We start from the raw sequence: 16,054 nt of genomic DNA on the forward strand, positions 1-16,054 counted from the left end.
TCCCCCAATCGTAAATTATTCATTATTTAATAACTGCGTTCTCTGTAAGGAAATCCATTACTTTATTGTTAATAATATAATCATCTACATCAAACTGGCCTGCGGTCTCGATCATCTTTTCAGCGCTTTCATAACCCATCTGCTCTGCAACTTCCTTACGATCTTCATCTGTAATTGTGATTCCCTCTTTTTCCGCTATGGCGTTTACGATCAGTCTCTGTTCTACAGTCGCCTCTGCCTGAGTCTTTATGATGTTCTTAAAGTCCTCTTCTCCCATTCCTGTAAATGCGCCTACAAAGGTCTTAAAGTCCATACCGTATGCTGCAGCCTGGTTTGAATATCTGGCAATCATGTTATTGAAATTGGCATCAACTGCTTCCTGCTTTGGTTCCACTTTAGAACCATTTAAGATGGCAGTGTAAATATCGCTTTTCATCTTCTGTTCTGCTTCATCATTCTTATTCTGTAAAAGAGTCTGTTTCTTATCTTCCTTGTATTCATCTACTGTCTTAAAGGATGTAGTTTCCTGAACAAAAGCATCGTTTAATTCCGGAACCTGCTTTTCTTTAACGGTATTGACTGTTACATCAAATACCACAGCCTTTCCTGCCAGATCTGCATTCTGATAACCTTCCGGAAATGTAAGGTTTAAGGACACCTTGTCCCCCTTTTTCGCACCTACAAGACCGTCTTCAAAGCCTTCGATAAACTGTCCGGAGCCAATTGTTAAGTCATAGCCCTGAGCTGTACCGCCGTCAAAAGCAACGCCATCCTTGGTTCCTACATAGTCAATATTAACCACATCGTCCTTCTGAATAGCCCGGTCAACCTCAACATCCTTTGCACTAACGGATAAATCGTTCTGAACCGCCTGGTTCACTTCGTCATCAGTCACTTCTACCGGATCCTTGGTCACTTCAATTCCCTTGTAATCTCCCAGAGTAACGGTACCATTATCCACACCGGTTAAATCCTCAACAGCCAAAGTTTCCTGTGCTGAGCTTTCCGTTGCTTCCGTTTCAGTTTCTGCAGGCTTTTCTGCCGGCTTTTTAGAACAGCCGGTAATAAGAGCGGCGGCAACCAAACCGCACATACAAACTTTAAAAATTTTCTTCATAATATGATCCTTTTTCTTTCTATTTTTAATAATTGATTAAAAAAGTGCTTCCAGTCAGTTATACCATATCGGGCAAGGTAAAAAAAGCTTTTTCCCGAAATTAACAAAAATTTCAAAATTCCGTTATATTTAACCGGATCAGGTAAGTCCCCTATTTCAAATGTGAAAAGCATTATTTGTAAAACGCCCGGAAAGCCTTGTATGTATTGTACACATCAAGCTTGGAAGAAAGCTCAAAGGGAGAATGCATGGAAAGAATAGGAACTCCTAAATCCACCACATCCACATTCATATGAGCCACATATTTGGCAATGGTGCCGCCGCCGCCCTGATCCACTGCGCCAAGCTCTCCGATCTGCCAGTAAATACCTTCCTGCTCCATCATGGCGATGATCTTTGCCATAAGCTCCGCACTTGCATCGTTGGAACCTGATTTGCCCCGGACACCGGTGTACTTGGTCAGGACACAGCCTTTGTTTAAAAAGCAGGAATTGCGGTCTTCATATACCTGGCCAAAGGTGGGATCATAGGCTGCATTGACATCGGAGGATAAGCAAATGGAGTTTCTAAGCACCTTTCTTACATCCATCTGAGCCATGGCAGCCAGATCCTGAATGTAGTGAAGAACAAAATCGGAATCTAAGCCGGTATTTCCCTCGGAACCGACTTCCTCTTTATCTGCCAGAACGGTGACCGTCGTATATTCAGGCATGTTGGCATCGATTTCAGCCATCAGAGCCGTATAGGCACATACCCTGTCATCCTGCCCGTAAGCACCGATAAGGCTATGATCAAGTCCTACGTCACAGGCCTTCTGGGCCGGTACCAGCTCAATCTCAGCGCGGAAGAAGTCCGCTTCTGTAATTCCATAGCGGTCGTTAAGCAGCTTTAAGGCCAGAAGCTTCACAGGCTCCTTAAGCTCCGCCTCGTCAATAAAGGGAATGGAACTAATGAGTACATTCAGTTCCTCGCCCTTTAAACCATCTCTTAATTTTCTGTCATTTTGTTCACTTGCCAGATGGGGAAGCAGATCTGTCACGCAGAATACGGGATCGCCTTCCTTTTCACCGATGTTTAGTTCCACAATCTCACCGTTTTTCTTAATGATCACCCCGTGGATGGCTAAGGGAACTGTTCCCCACTGGTATTTCTTGATTCCGCCGTAATAATGGGTCTTAAAATAAGCCAGGTCATTCTTTTCAAAAACAGGATTGGGCTTTAAATCAAGCCTTGGGGAATCGATATGAGCTCCGTTGATGCGAAGCCCCTGTTCCATTCCCGCTTTGCCGAAGGTGGTTGCAATGATGGCCTTGCCGCGGTTCACATAGTACACTTTATCGCCAGTCTTATAGTTTTTTCCGGCGTCAAAGGGACGGTATCCCTGCATCTCAAGCATTGCCACGGCCTCTCTGACGCATTCCCGTTCAGTTTTTCCGTTATCCAGAAATCTCTTATAGCCCTCGCAGAACATTTCCGCCTCTTCACGCTGATATGGCGCTTCCTTTGCGATATGCGGAAATTTAAATGTCAGTTCTTCCTGCAATTGTTGTCCTTTTGTTTTCTCCATTTTGTGATTCCTCCATATTCTTATGATATTAATTAACAGATTTCATCGCTGTCAAGGACCAGAGTAAACGGTCCGTCGTTTAAAAGCTCTACCTTCATGTCGGCTCCAAAGCTTCCATGCTCTACCTGGTTTCCATAGGTCTTTAACCGCTCCACCACGTATTCATAGAGACTGTTTGCAAGCTGCGGTCCTCCTGCCTTTGTAAAGCTTGGGCGGTTGCCTTTCCTGCAGTCTGCATAAAGGGTAAACTGGCTGACCACCAGGATTTCCCCTCCCACATCTGTAAGGGAAAGGTTGGTTTTCCCATTTTCATCGGGAAAAATCCTTAACTTGCATATTTTATCTGCCATTTTATCGGCAATGGCTTCCGTATCCGTATCAGACACTCCCAAAAGAAGCAGAAAGCCTTTCCCAATGGCGCCGATCTGCTGCCCATCCACAGTAACCTTTGCATGGGCAACCCGCTGTAAAACAATCTTCATATCCATTCTCCTGTCTATTTTAATACCAGTCTTAAGTATTCCAAAAGGGTTTCCGTAGCCGCTTCCCGGTATAGAATCTCTCTGGCAAGCACCGGGTAATCCGTGATAATATTATCCACTCCCAGCATCTTCATCCGCTCCATTTCGCTTTTGTTGTTCACCGTCCAGGCATGAACCGCTTTTCCCTTTTTATGAGCGGCTTCCACAAGCCTTTCGCTTACAAAGCTGGAACGGAGGCTGATAAAGTCGATAGAATCGCTGGAATAATAATCTCCATAGGCCGCTGATATAATATAACCGGTGCGGATATCAGGATCCATTTCCTTCATTCTGCTTAAATAGGACAGACGGACAGAGGTCACAACGCACTGTTCCTTCATCTGGTATTTCTCAATCAGTTCCCTGACCTTATCCGGCAGCTCACTGCCGCTTCCTAAATCCTTGATCTCAATATTTATATTGATCCGGCCTTTGCAGAATTCCATGACCTCCTCTAACGATGGGATCCGTTCGCCCTCGTAATCAGCAGAAAACCACTTTCCCACATCCAGCTGCTGCAAATCCTCAAAGGTGTAGGAGCTTATGGCACGGTTTATTCCTGATACTCTTTTTAAGCTGATATCATGCCCCAGCACCACCACGCCATCCTTTGTTTCCTGGACATCGATCTCCACAAAGTCCGCCAGGTCATCAACGGCTCTTGCCATGGCGGCCATGGTATTTTCAGGGGCTGCCCTGGAGCTGCCCCGGTGGGCGGTAATCTGAATCACGCTGAGCAAGTCGGTGGTAATTGCAGAACCATTCCGCACCACTCCAAAAAGGGAAAACAGGCTGAATGCCGCAGCTAAAGCCATGAATAAGGCCGCAAGCCTCCTCTCCCCATACTTGCTGCCGGAATAATCGCTGCTTTTGCTCCTTTTTGCAAAGTTACTGGTAAAACCGAAATACTGGACGCTTAATGCTCCCCAGTTTCCCACAGCCAGAAACATACTTGTTAAAAAGATCAGCACCAGCTCGATCCGGCTGCATGCTGCCGGCAGGATGGCCAAGGCAAGACTGTTGTCCGTAAACAAGGTCACTCCCACAGCCGCAATCAGCACACAAAATGCATAAACAAGCCAAAGTCCCACTATAGCCGCTGCGTAATAAATGGTTAAAAGAATCACAACCTTTAATATCCGGTGTCTTAAAAGCCACAGGCTTCTAAAATACCCATCCCGGAAATTCTTCTGCTCCACCATGCAGGCGTGAAAGGTATAGATTCCAGGAATGACAACTGCCAGGAGCAAAACCACAAAAAGGGCCAAAGAGATCTTTCCTACAGGCTTATTCAAAATCTCGGATATAACAAAATTAAGAGGTTTTACATGGGTCAGCATCTGGTAGATAAGATACAGGTTTACAAGCCCGTAATCCGCCAGAATGAGAAGACCCAGCCGCCAGTTTTTTCTGCGGATCTCATGGGCCAGCTTAAAAAATCCGCCGGTTAATATCTCCCCCATTTTAAGCTTCCGGGAGTAGAAGGCCCCCTCATACAGCGTAATAAGGCAGCCGGTCTCCAGCATAAGAATCAGGATTCCGATAACCACCATCACCGCAATCATAAGGACCGTCCAGGGCTTTGCCAGGAAATAGCCGATGTTTCCGACGGTCAGATAGCTGTACCCCGCCATGCGCAGCGCAAATAAAAGGCCTTTGTTTAAGAGAAGCAGGTACAGGGTCGTGGTAACCAACCGAAACAGCAATTCAAAAACAAAAGCATTCTTTTGATTGAACTTTATGATCTTCCAGGTGTCTTTTGTTAATATACTCATGCCATAACCTTCTTTTTGCGGAAAGAATTAAGAAATACGTTTTGGGAATTTTTCTAAGCTGCTACGGTATTCGCCGAATGAGTATGCGTAAAAAGCAGCCTCAGCGAGCGGAATCGTCAAGGCTGCATCTTTTAAGTCAAATCGTCCTCATCCATCATGTCCTCTCCTGCTGTCTCCCGCTGCTGAGCCTCACTCAGTTCCAGAATCGCCTGGTTTAAGGAAAACATCTTCCCATCCAGCATATTCACCACATCCGCGCAGGCCTTCAGCTCCTGCTGCAAGTACGCAGGTGCATTGCCTTCAAACTTATAATATATCTTATGTTCCAGGCTTGCCCAGAAATCCATGGCAATCGTCCTGATTTGAATTTCCACCTTGGTGTCCACCGGACCATCCGTCAGATAGATGGGAATGGTTATCACCATATGATAGCTTTTATAACCGTTAGGCTTAGGATACTTGATATAGTCTTTCACATAAAGAACCGTGACATCGCTTTGCTTTGTTATCATCTCCGCAATCTGGTAAATATCCGATGTAAAAGAACAGATAATCCGAATCCCTGCAATATCATTTAATTTCTCCACCATGTTGTCGATCGTCACGTCATAGCCATACCGCTTCAGCTTTTTCACAATGCTGTCCGGGGTCTTAAGCCTTGACTTAATGTGTTCAATGGGATTGTAATTATAGATATGCACAAACTCATTATTAAGTATTTCGATTTTTGTACTGATTTCCTTTAATGCCGAGTCATACAAAAACATTACAGATTTCCACTGATCGACCTGATTAAATGATTTGGGAATATTCATTCCAATTCCCCCCTCTCTCTCGCACCCGCATTTCCAACTAAAAAAAACACGCTTTGCGGGTTTTTCTTAGCCTCAGCGGCATTCGCCATATGAATATGCAGGCATATTTCTTCGGCTCATGATTCGCACAAGTCAGCGAGACAGGGGCAGCCCCATCGCCCGGCAGCCCCTGCTCCTCAAGAATAGTATACCATAGAAACCTGATATTTTATATTCTTTTTCCTGATTTTCTAAAATTTCAGTCCCTTTAAGAGCGCCGAAAGCCCTGTAAATGCAGAACCTTCTTCCTTGTAATCAAAGACCTCTTCATTCGATTCCTCTTCCTCCTGGAGGGCCTTCATGCTTAAGCTTATCTTATTATCTGCTATGGATATGATCTTCACCTTTACCGTCTGTCCCTCCTTTAACACGACCCCTGGATGCTTGATCCTCTGAGTGCTGATCTGTGAGATATGAAGAAGGCCGGAAAGCCCGTTTTCCAGGTTAATAAACGCACCGTAATCTTTTATGTTGTCCACCGTTCCCTCCATGATGGACCCTACCTCGCACTTTGCGATCTTTTTGTTGGTTTCTTCCTTCTGTTTCATAAGAGCCGGCTCTTTGCCTGAAAGCACCAGCTTATTATTTTCCTCGTCTGCGGTGATGACTGTGACTTCAATGGTCTTTCCATTATATTCCTCTAAGTCCTCCACATATTCCCCCGCCAGCTTGGAAGCCGGTATAAATCCCCGGATCCCCTCCAGGTAAGCAACAGCTCCGCCTTTTACGATCTCGGTGATTTTTACATTGACAATGGTTCGGTCCTTTAACAAATCACCCAGGGTTTCCCAGGCCATCTGGTCATTAGCCAGTTTTTTGGAAAGGACCACGTTTCCTTCCCTGTCATTGGCATTAATAACCGTTGCCGTAATTTCGTCCCCAGGCTGGATTTCCTTAAGCAGGTTAAATTCCGGATCATTGCTTAGATTCTCCTTATCAATGATCCCCTCCGCAAAATACTTCAGATCCAATGTAACCTTGTCCTCATCTACACTGATAACGGTTCCTGTGAGAACATCTCCTTCTTTTACCCTTTTAAAGGATGCTTCCAGTTCTGCGGCATAATCAGCCATGGTCTCTACTGCTTCTTCCCTAACGTCTGTCTGCTTCATCTCTTCGCTCATCGATATCTCCTCCGTTCATAAATCGCTCAGTACTGCATAAAATCTACCTATATATTTATCACATCCCGCCTGATATTACTATAGTTTTCTCAGTAAAAATATGTTATATTTATATATATGAAATATTTTCCACTGGGGATGCCCCCAGGCCAGATACAGAAAGGACAAGAATCATGAACGACATAATGGACCTGCATACCCACACCGTAGCCAGCGGACATGCGTACAACACTTTATATGAAATGGCTAAATCTGCCTCTGAAAAAGGTCTTGCCCTCATGGGCTCTACGGATCACGCACCTAAAATGCCAGGAACATGCCACGAGTTTTATTTTATAAATTTTAAAGTAATCCCCCGTAAAATCTACGGAGTCAATATACTCATGGGCGTTGAGCTTAATATTATGGATCACACGGGGCGTGTGGATTTGCGAAAAGGTCTTCTGGAAAAAATGGATTACTCCATTGCCAGCCTCCATGAACCCTGCTACAAAAGCGGAACTTCCTCTGAAAATACAAGAGCGTATCTCGGAGCCATTGAAAATCCTATGATCCACATCATCGGCCACCCTGATGACAGCCGTTTTCCGGTGGATTATGACACCCTTGTTTCCGCCGCTGCTGAAAACCATACCCTTTTGGAGCTTAATTCCAGCTCTCTTCATCCCTTAAGCGCAAGAATGAATGCCGCGGAAAATTACCGGATCATGCTGGAGCTTTGCAAGCGTTATAAGGCTTCCATCATCATTGACAGCGACGCTCATACGGAAGCGGATGTGGGAAACCATGTGAGAGCCTTAGAGCTTATTGAAGAATTGAATTTCCCGGAAGAGCTTATTGTAAACACTTCCCTTAACAAGCTCATTCCCTATATTCCGAAGCTGGAGGCTTATCTATGATCAACTTCCTGAACCTGGAATACTTTCTGGCGGTTGCGGAGGAATTAAATATCACCCGTGCTGCCAAGCAGCTGTACATCTCCCAGCAATCCTTAAGCAGCCATATTTCCAATCTGGAAAAGGAGTTTGATGTCCAGCTTTTCAACCGTACCATGCCGCTTACCCTGACCTACGCAGGCCGGGCCTTGAAAGTCCGGGCAAAGCAGATGCTGGACCTAAAGGATGAAACCTACCGGGAACTTGCCGATATCAAGGATTTTACCACGGGGCAGCTTTCCATCGGAATCTCCCATACCAGGGGGCGCTTCCTTCTCCCTGCCATCCTTCCCGCTTATAAAGAAAAGTTTCCAAACATTGAGATCCATCTGGTAGAGGGAAATTCCTCCGAGCTTAGTACCGCCCTGATCCACGGAAACATCGATCTGATGATCGACCTTCTTCCTTTTAAAGCAGATCATGTGGAAACCGTTCCTATTTGCGAAGAGGAAATCCTCCTTGTGGTTCCAGACCAGATTCTGGACCGGTATTTTCCGGGACAGCAGGAGGAGATGATAAAGGTTTTGGAAGAAAATGCGGATGTGCAGCTTTTAAAGGACTGCCCTTACCTTCTCATCAACAAGGGAAACCGGGTGCGTACCATTGCCGATGAAATTTTTGAAGATGCCCAGCTTACACCTTCCATTCTTTTGGAGACAGAGAATATAGAAACTGTGCTTGCCCTTGCAGCTAAGGGAATGGGAATTACCTTTTACCCCAAAATGTTCATGTCCGGAAGCCCTAATGCCGGTATGAAAAAGACAGGACTTCATTTTTTCTCCTTAAATTACAGGCGCAGCCACGGTGTTCTGGCATTCGGCCGCTACAAAGGCAGATATTTATCCCAAGCCACGGAGGAGTTCATACGGATCGCACGGGAGAACATATAGCCTAACTGTAACTGTAGATTGACAAAAGGGCTGAAATCCTTTATTATTAAATAGTAACAATTACTAATATAATTATTATTTTAGAAAAGGAGCGGCCATGAAAACATTAAAGTATAGCCGTCAACGGGAATCCATTAAAGCCTGTCTAATGGCAAGGCACGACCATCCCACTGCCGATGCTCTATACACATTGATCCGTGAGGAATATCCCAACATCAGCCTTGGAACCGTATACCGCAACTTAAACCTTCTGGTTGAGCTGGGTGAAATCCAAAAGCTGACATGCGGAGATGGCGCAGACCGCTTTGATGCGGACACTTCGCCCCACTACCATTTCGTATGTAAACATTGCGGAAAGGTCAGTGACCTGCCACTGGCCCCTATGGATAACATCAACCATATGGCTCAGGAACATGCGGACGGCACGGTGGACAGTCACACGATTTACTTCTATGGGATCTGCAAGGATTGTTTTGAAAATAATTCTCGATAACACTTGACATCAGGATAAAGTTATGGTAAATTAATATCAGTAATCATTACTGTTATCGATTACCATCAATAACAACTATAAATATTAAAAATAAAAAGGAGACATGAGATCATGAAGAAATGGGTTTGTACTGTATGCGGTTACGTTCACGAAGGGGAGACAGCTCCGGAGTTCTGTCCAGTATGCAAGGCTGCTTCTGAAAAGTTTAAGTTGCAGGATGGAGATATGTCCTGGGCTTGCGAGCATGAAATCGGTGTTGCACAGGGTTCTCCGGAAGACATCATGATGGATTTAAGAGCTAACTTTGAAGGCGAATGCTCAGAAGTTGGAATGTATCTTGCAATGTCAAGAGCAGCTCACAGAGAGGGCTATCCTGAAATCGGCTTATACTATGAGAAGGCTGCTTTCGAGGAGGCTGAGCATGCTTCTAAATTTGCAGAATTATTAGGCGAATGCGTAACCTCCAGCACTAAGAAGAACCTTGAATTACGTGTTGCTGCTGAGAATGGCGCAACTGCAGGTAAATTTGACCTTGCAAAACGTGCAAAAGCATTAAACTTAGATGCAATCCATGACACAGTACATGAAATGGCAAAGGATGAGGCTCGTCACGGTAAAGCATTCAAGGGCTTATTAGAGAGATACTTCGGATAATACACCTTTAGGGAGCGGCATAATAAATTACCGCTCCCCAATTGCATGTACGATCATACAAAATTCAAATCAGGAGGGTTTATACGATGTCCAAATATGCGGGAACAAAAACAGAACAGAACTTAAAAGATGCTTTTGCAGGCGAGTCCATGGCAAGAAACAAGTATACATATTATGCATCCGCTGCCAAGAAGGCCGGCTATGAGCAGATGGCTTCCCTGTACTTAGAAACTGCTGATCAGGAAAAAGAGCATGCTAAGATGTGGTTCAAGGAATTGCATGGCATTGGTACCTTGGAAGATAACTTAGCAGATGCGGCTGCAGGTGAAAATTACGAGTGGACCGATATGTATAAGAAAATGGCAGAGGATGCCAGGGCAGAAGGCTTTCATGAACTGGCTCTGAAATTTGAATTCGTAGGAAAAGTAGAAGCTGCTCATGAAAAACGTTACTTAAAGCTGCTTGACAGCTTAAAGAACGACAAAACCTTTAAGGGTGATGCTCCTCTTGGCTGGAAGTGCCGCAACTGCGGTTATATTCATGAAGGACCGGATGCTCCGGAAATCTGTCCAACCTGTGCTCATCCTAAGGCTTATTTTGAAAGAAAAGTAGAAAATTATTAATGCAGTCTGTTATGGCAGCAGCAATATGATTTCAAATAAGTAATTTGATCAAAGAAATCACATGTAAAATAGGGGAATGCACCTTGATGAAGCGGCTTATCAAAGTCAATCAAGGTGCATTTCTTTTTGTCGGGACCATTTAATTCTTACAACCTTTTCACCTGCTTTATTTTCCAAAGACTTGCTCCTGTAAAATACCTTGGATTTTTTTTAATGCTCATGCTATACTTTTATAGTAGGAAATGAATGACCGGTTTGAGGATAAAGATATGATTAAAATCGCTATTGTAGAAGATGAAATGGTATATGTGGAAACGCTGAAAAGCTACCTTGCCCGGTACGAAAAAGACCATTCCGTCAGTTTTCAGGTTCAGGTTTTTACCGACGGCCTTGATATTGTATCAGACTATACTGCCAGCTACGATATCATTTTGCTGGATATTCAGATGAAATATTTAAATGGCATGAAAACAGCACAAAGGATCAGGGAGCTTGATGAGGATGTGATCTTTATTTTCATCACCTCCTCCTCCCAGTTTGCAGTAGAGGGATATACGGTAGACGCCCTGGGTTATATATTAAAACCAGTGCCCTATCTTTCTTTTTCACAAATCTTAAATAAAGCTGTGGGCAGAATCTTAAAACGGCAGGCAATACACTATATCAATATAGACAGGCCCGAAGGTACCATGCGGCTGAGCACGGACTCCGTCTATTACATCGAAAGCCAGCTGCACCATGTCCTCATCCATACAGACAAAGGAAATTTTGTAGCTTCCGGACCTATGAAACGATTGGAAGAGGCTTTAAAAACCTTTGGATTTACCAAGTGCCACAATGCCTATCTGGTTAATTTAAAACACGTGACCGGCTGCCTGCCTAACGAAGTAGTGCTGTTTTCAGGCGAGCGGATTCCCGTTAGCCGGAGCCGGAAAAAATCATTTATGGAATGCCTGGCCGAATATATGGGAGGTTAAACCGATGAACTTTGGCGAACTCATGAATACGCCCCGCCCCTTTACCGCTCTGGCCGAATGGTGCGCCTGCATCAGCTACATCCTCATGCTCCGAAGGAGGCTTAAGGGACTGACGCTGGCCGCTTCCTTTGCGGGCATGCTTGGCTTGTTTTTTCTTCTCCACTTAATCGCCGGCACACTTCCGCTGTACTTATGGTTTCCCGGGATGATCACCGCCATCCTGATGATGTACTTTTCCATCTATGCCTCCTGCAGGATCTCCCCTTATGACGCAGGATTCCTTTGTGTCCGTGCTTTTGTTCTGGCGGAGTTTACTGCTTCTTTCCAGTGGCAGCTATATGTATGGTGGGCCCTTAGCAACGGACGGGTGAGCAAGACCCTTTCCGTTTTAATTATGGTGATTTCCTATGGATGCATTTATACGGGATATTATTTTCTGGAAAAAGAACACATCCCAAGGGATGAGGGAATGGAAGTGGAACGGAAGGAGCTTCTTGGCGCTGTTTTTATTGCATTGGGCGCCTTTCTGATCAGCAATATCAGCTTTGTCATGCCCAATACCCCCTTTTCCAGTGCCACCAGTTCTCTGCTCTATGTAAGGACCCTGGTGGATTTCGGAGGACTTCTGATGCTATTTGCCCAGCAGAACAGGCGAAAAGAACTGCAGGTCCGCAGCGAAAACCATGCAATGAACGGAGTCTTACAGCGTCAGTATGACCAGTACCGCATGGCCATTGACAACATGGAACTGTTAAGACGGGAATTCCATGATCTAAAGCATTACATGATTGCCATCCGAGCGGAAAAGGATCCGGAAAAGCGGGAGCAATACCTATCGGAAATGGAGAAAGCCATTCTCACCCAAGAGGCTATGGCCAATACAGGGAATCAGGTATTAGATGTGGTACTGACCACCAAAAGTACCTACTGTGCCCAGAATAAGATCACCTTAACCTGCATGGCCGATGGAAAACTGATTTCTTTTCTTCATGTAAAAGACATCTGTTCCATCTTTGGAAATGCTCTGGATAATGCCATTGAATGTGTTTCCCAGTATGAAGATCCGGAAAAAAGGCTGATCAATCTCTCCATATTCAAACGAAACCACTTTTTAATGATCCAGTGCGAAAATTATCTGGAAAACCAGCTGGCCATGGTGACCGGTGTTCTTCCTCCCACCACAAAAAGTAATAAACTGTATCATGGGTACGGTTTAAAGAGTATTCAGGCCGCAGTGGAAAAATACGGCGGTTCAATGACCATCTCTTCCAGTGATAACTGGTTCCGCCTTCAGCTTCTCATACCGATCCAGGAAGAGACATTGGCCGTCCATTAATACGCATGGCAGTGCTTTCGGCTTACCATAACTTCCAGCCTGACGGCATAAAACGTGCTTAAGCATAATAAAATCAGGCAGTCCGTATGAACTAAATTCATACGGGCTGCCTGATTTTATTATGCATTTACAACTCTTTTACGGGTTCCGTCTATTTATCATTGTTTTTAAAAATGATTTTAAAGATTGGGAAGAACACCCAGAAGGAAATCGCAGAATTGATCAGCATGGTGATTACATCTGCAATGGTCTCTCCCCCTCCGCCCAGGTTTAAGCCGTTCATGAACAGATGATAGACAGGGGCCTTATAAAGGCCCTGCAGAGCGGCTGCACCAATGGTGATGATGATATAGGCGATCACATACCACATCGCTGCCTTTGCTGCGCTGTTATTGGCTTTAAAGGTAACATTCCTCTGAAGAAAAAAGTTGATGACCTGAGCGATTCCCATGGTAATTTCCACTGCCAGAAAATACGCAAGTCCTCCGCCCCCGCCGGCGGAAAGTGCACCCGCTCCGTAATTAAATATATAATAGGGCGTGCTGTCCAGATTGGAGCCCACATGCCATATCTGGAAATTTGTATCCACCAGGGAAGTCATTCCGAAAATATTTCGGAAAACCGGCATTAAAATCATCTGCAATACCGTAACTCCGTTGGACACGAGAAAAAATATTAAAAATTGTGCTAACGTCGGATGGTTACCCGCAAAGGCCTTCCATCCAGCTTTTATTCGTGACAGCATGTACTCCCTCCCTTCTATTTACCGGAGAGCTTTTTCTCATAAGCTCTGTTTGCTTTTGCATTGGCAAAGTACCCGCCGATGATTCGTCTCATTCCGCGGAAAAAATGGCCGTTCACTGCCAAAACCATCCCCTCCGCCATATCCATGCTGACTGCTCCTCCGGTCATCTTGGCGATCCCGCGGAACGGCATGTTATAAATGAATAAGAGGTTTAAATCCGGCTTTCCCTTTTCTTCGCTCTTGTTTTTCAAGCCTGTCAGAATCCGCCAGACCAGTCTGGCCAAGGGGCTTTTGGCATAATACATCTGGCATAGCGCATCATTTATGCTCAAATCTCCAGACCACTTTCCTTCGGGAACCGGATGCCCTAAAAGAGTTTCAAATTCTTTCTCAGGCACCTGACTGATCCTGCCGGTATAGTAAGATTTAAGGGTTTCCGCCTTATAAGGCCAATCTTCCGTTGTCCCTTCCCGGGTCACTGTCTGAAGCAGCCTGATATCTGCTACATTTGCACCGATGAAGATGGAATAAACGCCGCCCTCCACCTCAAAACGGTTTGTCAGCCTGTTCCAGTACCGGAAGGTCTTATCATCAAAGGGGATGGAGATTACTTTACTTTCCCCCGCCTTTAAGAATACTTTTTTAAAGCCTTTCAACTCTTTTTCAGGCCGGAATATCCTGCCCTTAGGTCCTCCCACATAAAGCTGGACAACTTCCTTACCATCAGCTCTTCCCGTGTTCGTCAGGGTAAAACGGACTTCATTCTCCAATACCTCAAGGTTCTTATAGGAAAATGTGGTATAGGAGAGCCCATAGCCAAAAGGATACTGCACCTTTACCTTTACGGTATCATAATATCGGTAACCCACATAAATGCCCTCCCGGTACTGGGAGCAGCGCTCTGCTCCGGGAAAATACCGGTAAGCCGGAGTGTCCTCATACCGCAGGGGATAAGTCTCACTCAGCCGGCCGGAAGGATTCACTTCTCCGGTTATTACGCGAAGCATGGCGGACGGTCCGGCTTCTCCCCCTAAATAACCGTGGAGGAGGGATTTGCAGCATTCCTGCCACGGCATTTCTATGGCAGAACCTGCACTTAAGATTCCAACTACATTGGGGTTTACCTCTGACAACGCAGTGAGCAGGCTGATCTGGTTCTGGGGGATTCCCATATGGATTCGGTCCATCCCCTCTGATTCACTGATTTCATCAAGTCCAAAGCAGTATAGCACCACATCGGCCTGGGCAGCCAGCTTTAAAGCCTCATCTCTTAGGGTTACATCAGTCTTTCCACCACGGGAATAACCTCTGGCACAGCCGGCCACATGCAAAGGATAAGCCTTTATCATCTCCTCCATATTCTCCACCCTGATAGGGTTTACCAGGGAAGATCCTGCCCCCTGATAACGGGGGGTGAAGGCAAAGTCACCGATTAATGCCACTTTGCAGCGCGGTTTTAACGGAAGAAGTTCATCCTCGTTCTTTAACAGTACAATGCTCTCCTCTTCCGCCTTTTGCGCCAGCTTGTGATGCCCTTCCTTATCATAGGATTTCCCCTTGTTTTCCCGGCTCCCGGTAAGATCAAGCACCGCCTCCAGCAAATCGTCGACGTTAGTCTCCAGCGCTTCCATGGAAAGGCTGCCATTTTCTACTGCTTCGATCAGTTCTCTGGCAGAATGAAGGCCGGGGGAAGGCATTTCCAGGTTAGACCCTGCTGCCACTCCCTTCACATGGTCGTTGGAACCGCCCCAATCAGTGATGACGATGCCGTCAAATCCCCACTCTCCCCGCAGAATATCCTTTAGAAGATGCTCATTTTCATTGGCATAAACACCGTTGACCTCATTGTAGCTGGTCATAATGGATCTTGCCCCGCCCTCTTTCACCGCAATTTCAAAGCCTTCCAGATAAATCTCTCTTAAGGTCCTTTCATCCACCACGGAATTCATGGCCATACGGCGCAGCTCCTGGCTGTTGACTGCAAAATGCTTGGGGCATGCATACACTCCCTGGCTTTGAATGCCCTTTATGTAGGCTGCCGCCAGTTTTCCGGACAAGTATGGATCTTCGGAGAAATATTCAAAATTCCTTCCGCAAAGGGGGCTTCTCTTAATATTAAGGCCGGGCCCCAACAGGACATTCACGTCCAGGGCAGAGGCTTCCTCTCCCAGAGCTTCCCCGATCTCACGGCAAAGGTCCATATCCCAGCTATTGGAAATGGACGCTGCCGTAGGAAAGCAGGTGGATGGAAGGGAAGCATTTAATCCCAGATGATCCCCTTCCCTTGCCTGCTTCCGGATTCCATGCGGGCCATCAGCGCAGAATATGGAAGGGATTCCCAGCCGGTCGATGTTCCGGGACTGCCATACATTCTTGCCGCTTAAAATGGCCGCCTTTTCTTCTATTGTCATCTTTTTAATGATATCAGTATGTTTCATGTCAT

15 protein-coding genes are annotated in these 16,054 nt (G+C 45.6%); 7 read left to right on the forward strand and 8 right to left on the reverse strand.

Annotation, left to right across the window (positions count from 1 at the left end; translation table 11 throughout):
- Positions 1–22: 22 nt before the first annotated feature.
- From tig to BMX69_RS18745, 6 genes are all read right to left on the reverse strand, one after another.
- A complete protein-coding gene (tig, locus tag BMX69_RS18720; protein WP_054790437.1) occupies positions 23–1,117 on the reverse strand; it encodes a trigger factor in 1,095 nt (364 codons plus the stop codon).
- A gap of 172 nt (positions 1,118–1,289) precedes the next feature.
- A complete protein-coding gene (locus BMX69_RS18725; protein WP_100043199.1) occupies positions 1,290–2,684 on the reverse strand; it encodes an aminopeptidase in 1,395 nt (464 codons plus the stop codon).
- Between the two features lie 32 nt (positions 2,685–2,716).
- On the reverse strand, positions 2,717–3,166 hold the full coding sequence (gene dtd / locus BMX69_RS18730; protein ID WP_025230377.1) for a D-aminoacyl-tRNA deacylase: 450 nt from the start codon (positions 3,164–3,166) through the stop codon (positions 2,717–2,719).
- Between the two features lie 14 nt (positions 3,167–3,180).
- Positions 3,181–4,980, reverse strand: a complete 1,800-nt coding sequence (locus tag BMX69_RS18735; protein WP_100043200.1) for a glycerophosphodiester phosphodiesterase — start codon at positions 4,978–4,980, stop codon at positions 3,181–3,183.
- A 131-nt stretch (positions 4,981–5,111) separates the two neighbouring features.
- Positions 5,112–5,795 carry a GTP pyrophosphokinase gene (locus BMX69_RS18740; RefSeq protein ID WP_054790436.1) on the reverse strand — a complete coding sequence of 228 codons (684 nt, stop codon included), beginning with the start codon at positions 5,793–5,795 and terminating at the stop codon, positions 5,112–5,114.
- Between the two features lie 230 nt (positions 5,796–6,025).
- Positions 6,026–6,958, reverse strand: a complete 933-nt coding sequence (locus BMX69_RS18745) for a S1 RNA-binding domain-containing protein (protein ID WP_054790435.1) — start codon at positions 6,956–6,958, stop codon at positions 6,026–6,028.
- Between the two features lie 173 nt (positions 6,959–7,131).
- Here BMX69_RS18745 and BMX69_RS18750 point away from each other — a divergent pair, with 173 nt between their 5' ends.
- From BMX69_RS18750 to BMX69_RS18780, 7 genes are all read left to right on the forward strand, one after another.
- On the forward strand, positions 7,132–7,857 hold the full coding sequence (locus tag BMX69_RS18750) for a phosphatase (protein ID WP_054790434.1): 726 nt from the start codon (positions 7,132–7,134) through the stop codon (positions 7,855–7,857).
- On the forward strand, positions 7,854–8,783 hold the full coding sequence (locus tag BMX69_RS18755) for a LysR family transcriptional regulator (protein ID WP_025230382.1): 930 nt from the start codon (positions 7,854–7,856) through the stop codon (positions 8,781–8,783). The genes BMX69_RS18750 and BMX69_RS18755 overlap by 4 nt, the downstream gene beginning before the upstream one ends.
- A 97-nt stretch (positions 8,784–8,880) precedes the next feature.
- Positions 8,881–9,276, forward strand: coding sequence for a Fur family transcriptional regulator (locus tag BMX69_RS18760; RefSeq protein WP_025230383.1), 396 nt, complete (start codon positions 8,881–8,883; stop codon positions 9,274–9,276).
- Between the two features lie 111 nt (positions 9,277–9,387).
- Complete coding sequence (locus tag BMX69_RS18765; RefSeq protein WP_025230384.1) at positions 9,388–9,930, forward strand: NADH peroxidase; 543 nt, start codon at positions 9,388–9,390, stop codon at positions 9,928–9,930.
- Between the two features lie 86 nt (positions 9,931–10,016).
- Positions 10,017–10,553 (forward strand): rubrerythrin, encoded by a 537-nt coding sequence (gene rbr / locus BMX69_RS18770; protein WP_100043201.1) that lies wholly within the window; start codon positions 10,017–10,019, stop codon positions 10,551–10,553.
- A 269-nt stretch (positions 10,554–10,822) separates the two neighbouring features.
- Positions 10,823–11,530 (forward strand): LytR/AlgR family response regulator transcription factor, encoded by a 708-nt coding sequence (locus BMX69_RS18775; RefSeq protein ID WP_100043897.1) that lies wholly within the window; start codon positions 10,823–10,825, stop codon positions 11,528–11,530.
- 4 nt (positions 11,531–11,534) lie between these two features.
- On the forward strand, positions 11,535–12,866 hold the full coding sequence (locus BMX69_RS18780) for an ATP-binding protein (protein WP_100043202.1): 1,332 nt from the start codon (positions 11,535–11,537) through the stop codon (positions 12,864–12,866).
- A 151-nt stretch (positions 12,867–13,017) separates the two neighbouring features.
- On the opposite strand, the gene BMX69_RS18785 is transcribed toward BMX69_RS18780, so the two are convergent.
- Together BMX69_RS18785 and BMX69_RS18790 are read right to left on the reverse strand one after the other, a co-directional pair.
- Positions 13,018–13,611: a hypothetical protein gene (locus BMX69_RS18785; RefSeq protein WP_100043203.1), complete on the reverse strand. Its 594-nt coding sequence runs from the start codon at positions 13,609–13,611 to the stop codon at positions 13,018–13,020.
- A 14-nt stretch (positions 13,612–13,625) separates the two neighbouring features.
- Positions 13,626–16,049 (reverse strand): glycoside hydrolase family 3 C-terminal domain-containing protein, encoded by a 2,424-nt coding sequence (locus BMX69_RS18790; RefSeq protein ID WP_100043204.1) that lies wholly within the window; start codon positions 16,047–16,049, stop codon positions 13,626–13,628.
- Between the last annotated feature and the right edge of the window lie 5 nt (positions 16,050–16,054).

The sequence above is a fragment of the Lacrimispora sphenoides JCM 1415 genome, from assembly GCF_900105615.1.
Classification (GTDB): Bacteria; Bacillota; Clostridia; order Lachnospirales; family Lachnospiraceae; genus Lacrimispora; species Lacrimispora sphenoides.

What these genes read in the sequence shown, in the direction of transcription:
- tig (WP_054790437.1), bottom strand. Translation starts at nt 1,117, where the DNA reads ATGAAGAAAATTTTTAAAGTTTGTATGTGCGGTTTGGTTGCCGCCGCT.
- BMX69_RS18725 (WP_100043199.1), bottom strand. Translation starts at nt 2,684, where the DNA reads ATGGAGAAAACAAAAGGACAACAATTGCAGGAAGAACTGACATTTAAA.
- dtd (WP_025230377.1), bottom strand. Translation starts at nt 3,166, where the DNA reads ATGAAGATTGTTTTACAGCGGGTTGCCCATGCAAAGGTTACTGTGGAT.
- BMX69_RS18735 (WP_100043200.1), bottom strand. Translation starts at nt 4,980, where the DNA reads ATGAGTATATTAACAAAAGACACCTGGAAGATCATAAAGTTCAATCAA.
- BMX69_RS18740 (WP_054790436.1), bottom strand. Translation starts at nt 5,795, where the DNA reads ATGAATATTCCCAAATCATTTAATCAGGTCGATCAGTGGAAATCTGTA.
- BMX69_RS18745 (WP_054790435.1), bottom strand. Translation starts at nt 6,958, where the DNA reads ATGAGCGAAGAGATGAAGCAGACAGACGTTAGGGAAGAAGCAGTAGAG.
- BMX69_RS18750 (WP_054790434.1), top strand. Translation starts at nt 7,132, where the DNA reads ATGAACGACATAATGGACCTGCATACCCACACCGTAGCCAGCGGACAT.
- BMX69_RS18755 (WP_025230382.1), top strand. Translation starts at nt 7,854, where the DNA reads ATGATCAACTTCCTGAACCTGGAATACTTTCTGGCGGTTGCGGAGGAA.
- BMX69_RS18760 (WP_025230383.1), top strand. Translation starts at nt 8,881, where the DNA reads ATGAAAACATTAAAGTATAGCCGTCAACGGGAATCCATTAAAGCCTGT.
- BMX69_RS18765 (WP_025230384.1), top strand. Translation starts at nt 9,388, where the DNA reads ATGAAGAAATGGGTTTGTACTGTATGCGGTTACGTTCACGAAGGGGAG.
- rbr (WP_100043201.1), top strand. Translation starts at nt 10,017, where the DNA reads ATGTCCAAATATGCGGGAACAAAAACAGAACAGAACTTAAAAGATGCT.
- BMX69_RS18775 (WP_100043897.1), top strand. Translation starts at nt 10,823, where the DNA reads ATGATTAAAATCGCTATTGTAGAAGATGAAATGGTATATGTGGAAACG.
- BMX69_RS18780 (WP_100043202.1), top strand. Translation starts at nt 11,535, where the DNA reads ATGAACTTTGGCGAACTCATGAATACGCCCCGCCCCTTTACCGCTCTG.
- BMX69_RS18785 (WP_100043203.1), bottom strand. Translation starts at nt 13,611, where the DNA reads ATGCTGTCACGAATAAAAGCTGGATGGAAGGCCTTTGCGGGTAACCAT.
- BMX69_RS18790 (WP_100043204.1), bottom strand. Translation starts at nt 16,049, where the DNA reads ATGAAACATACTGATATCATTAAAAAGATGACAATAGAAGAAAAGGCG.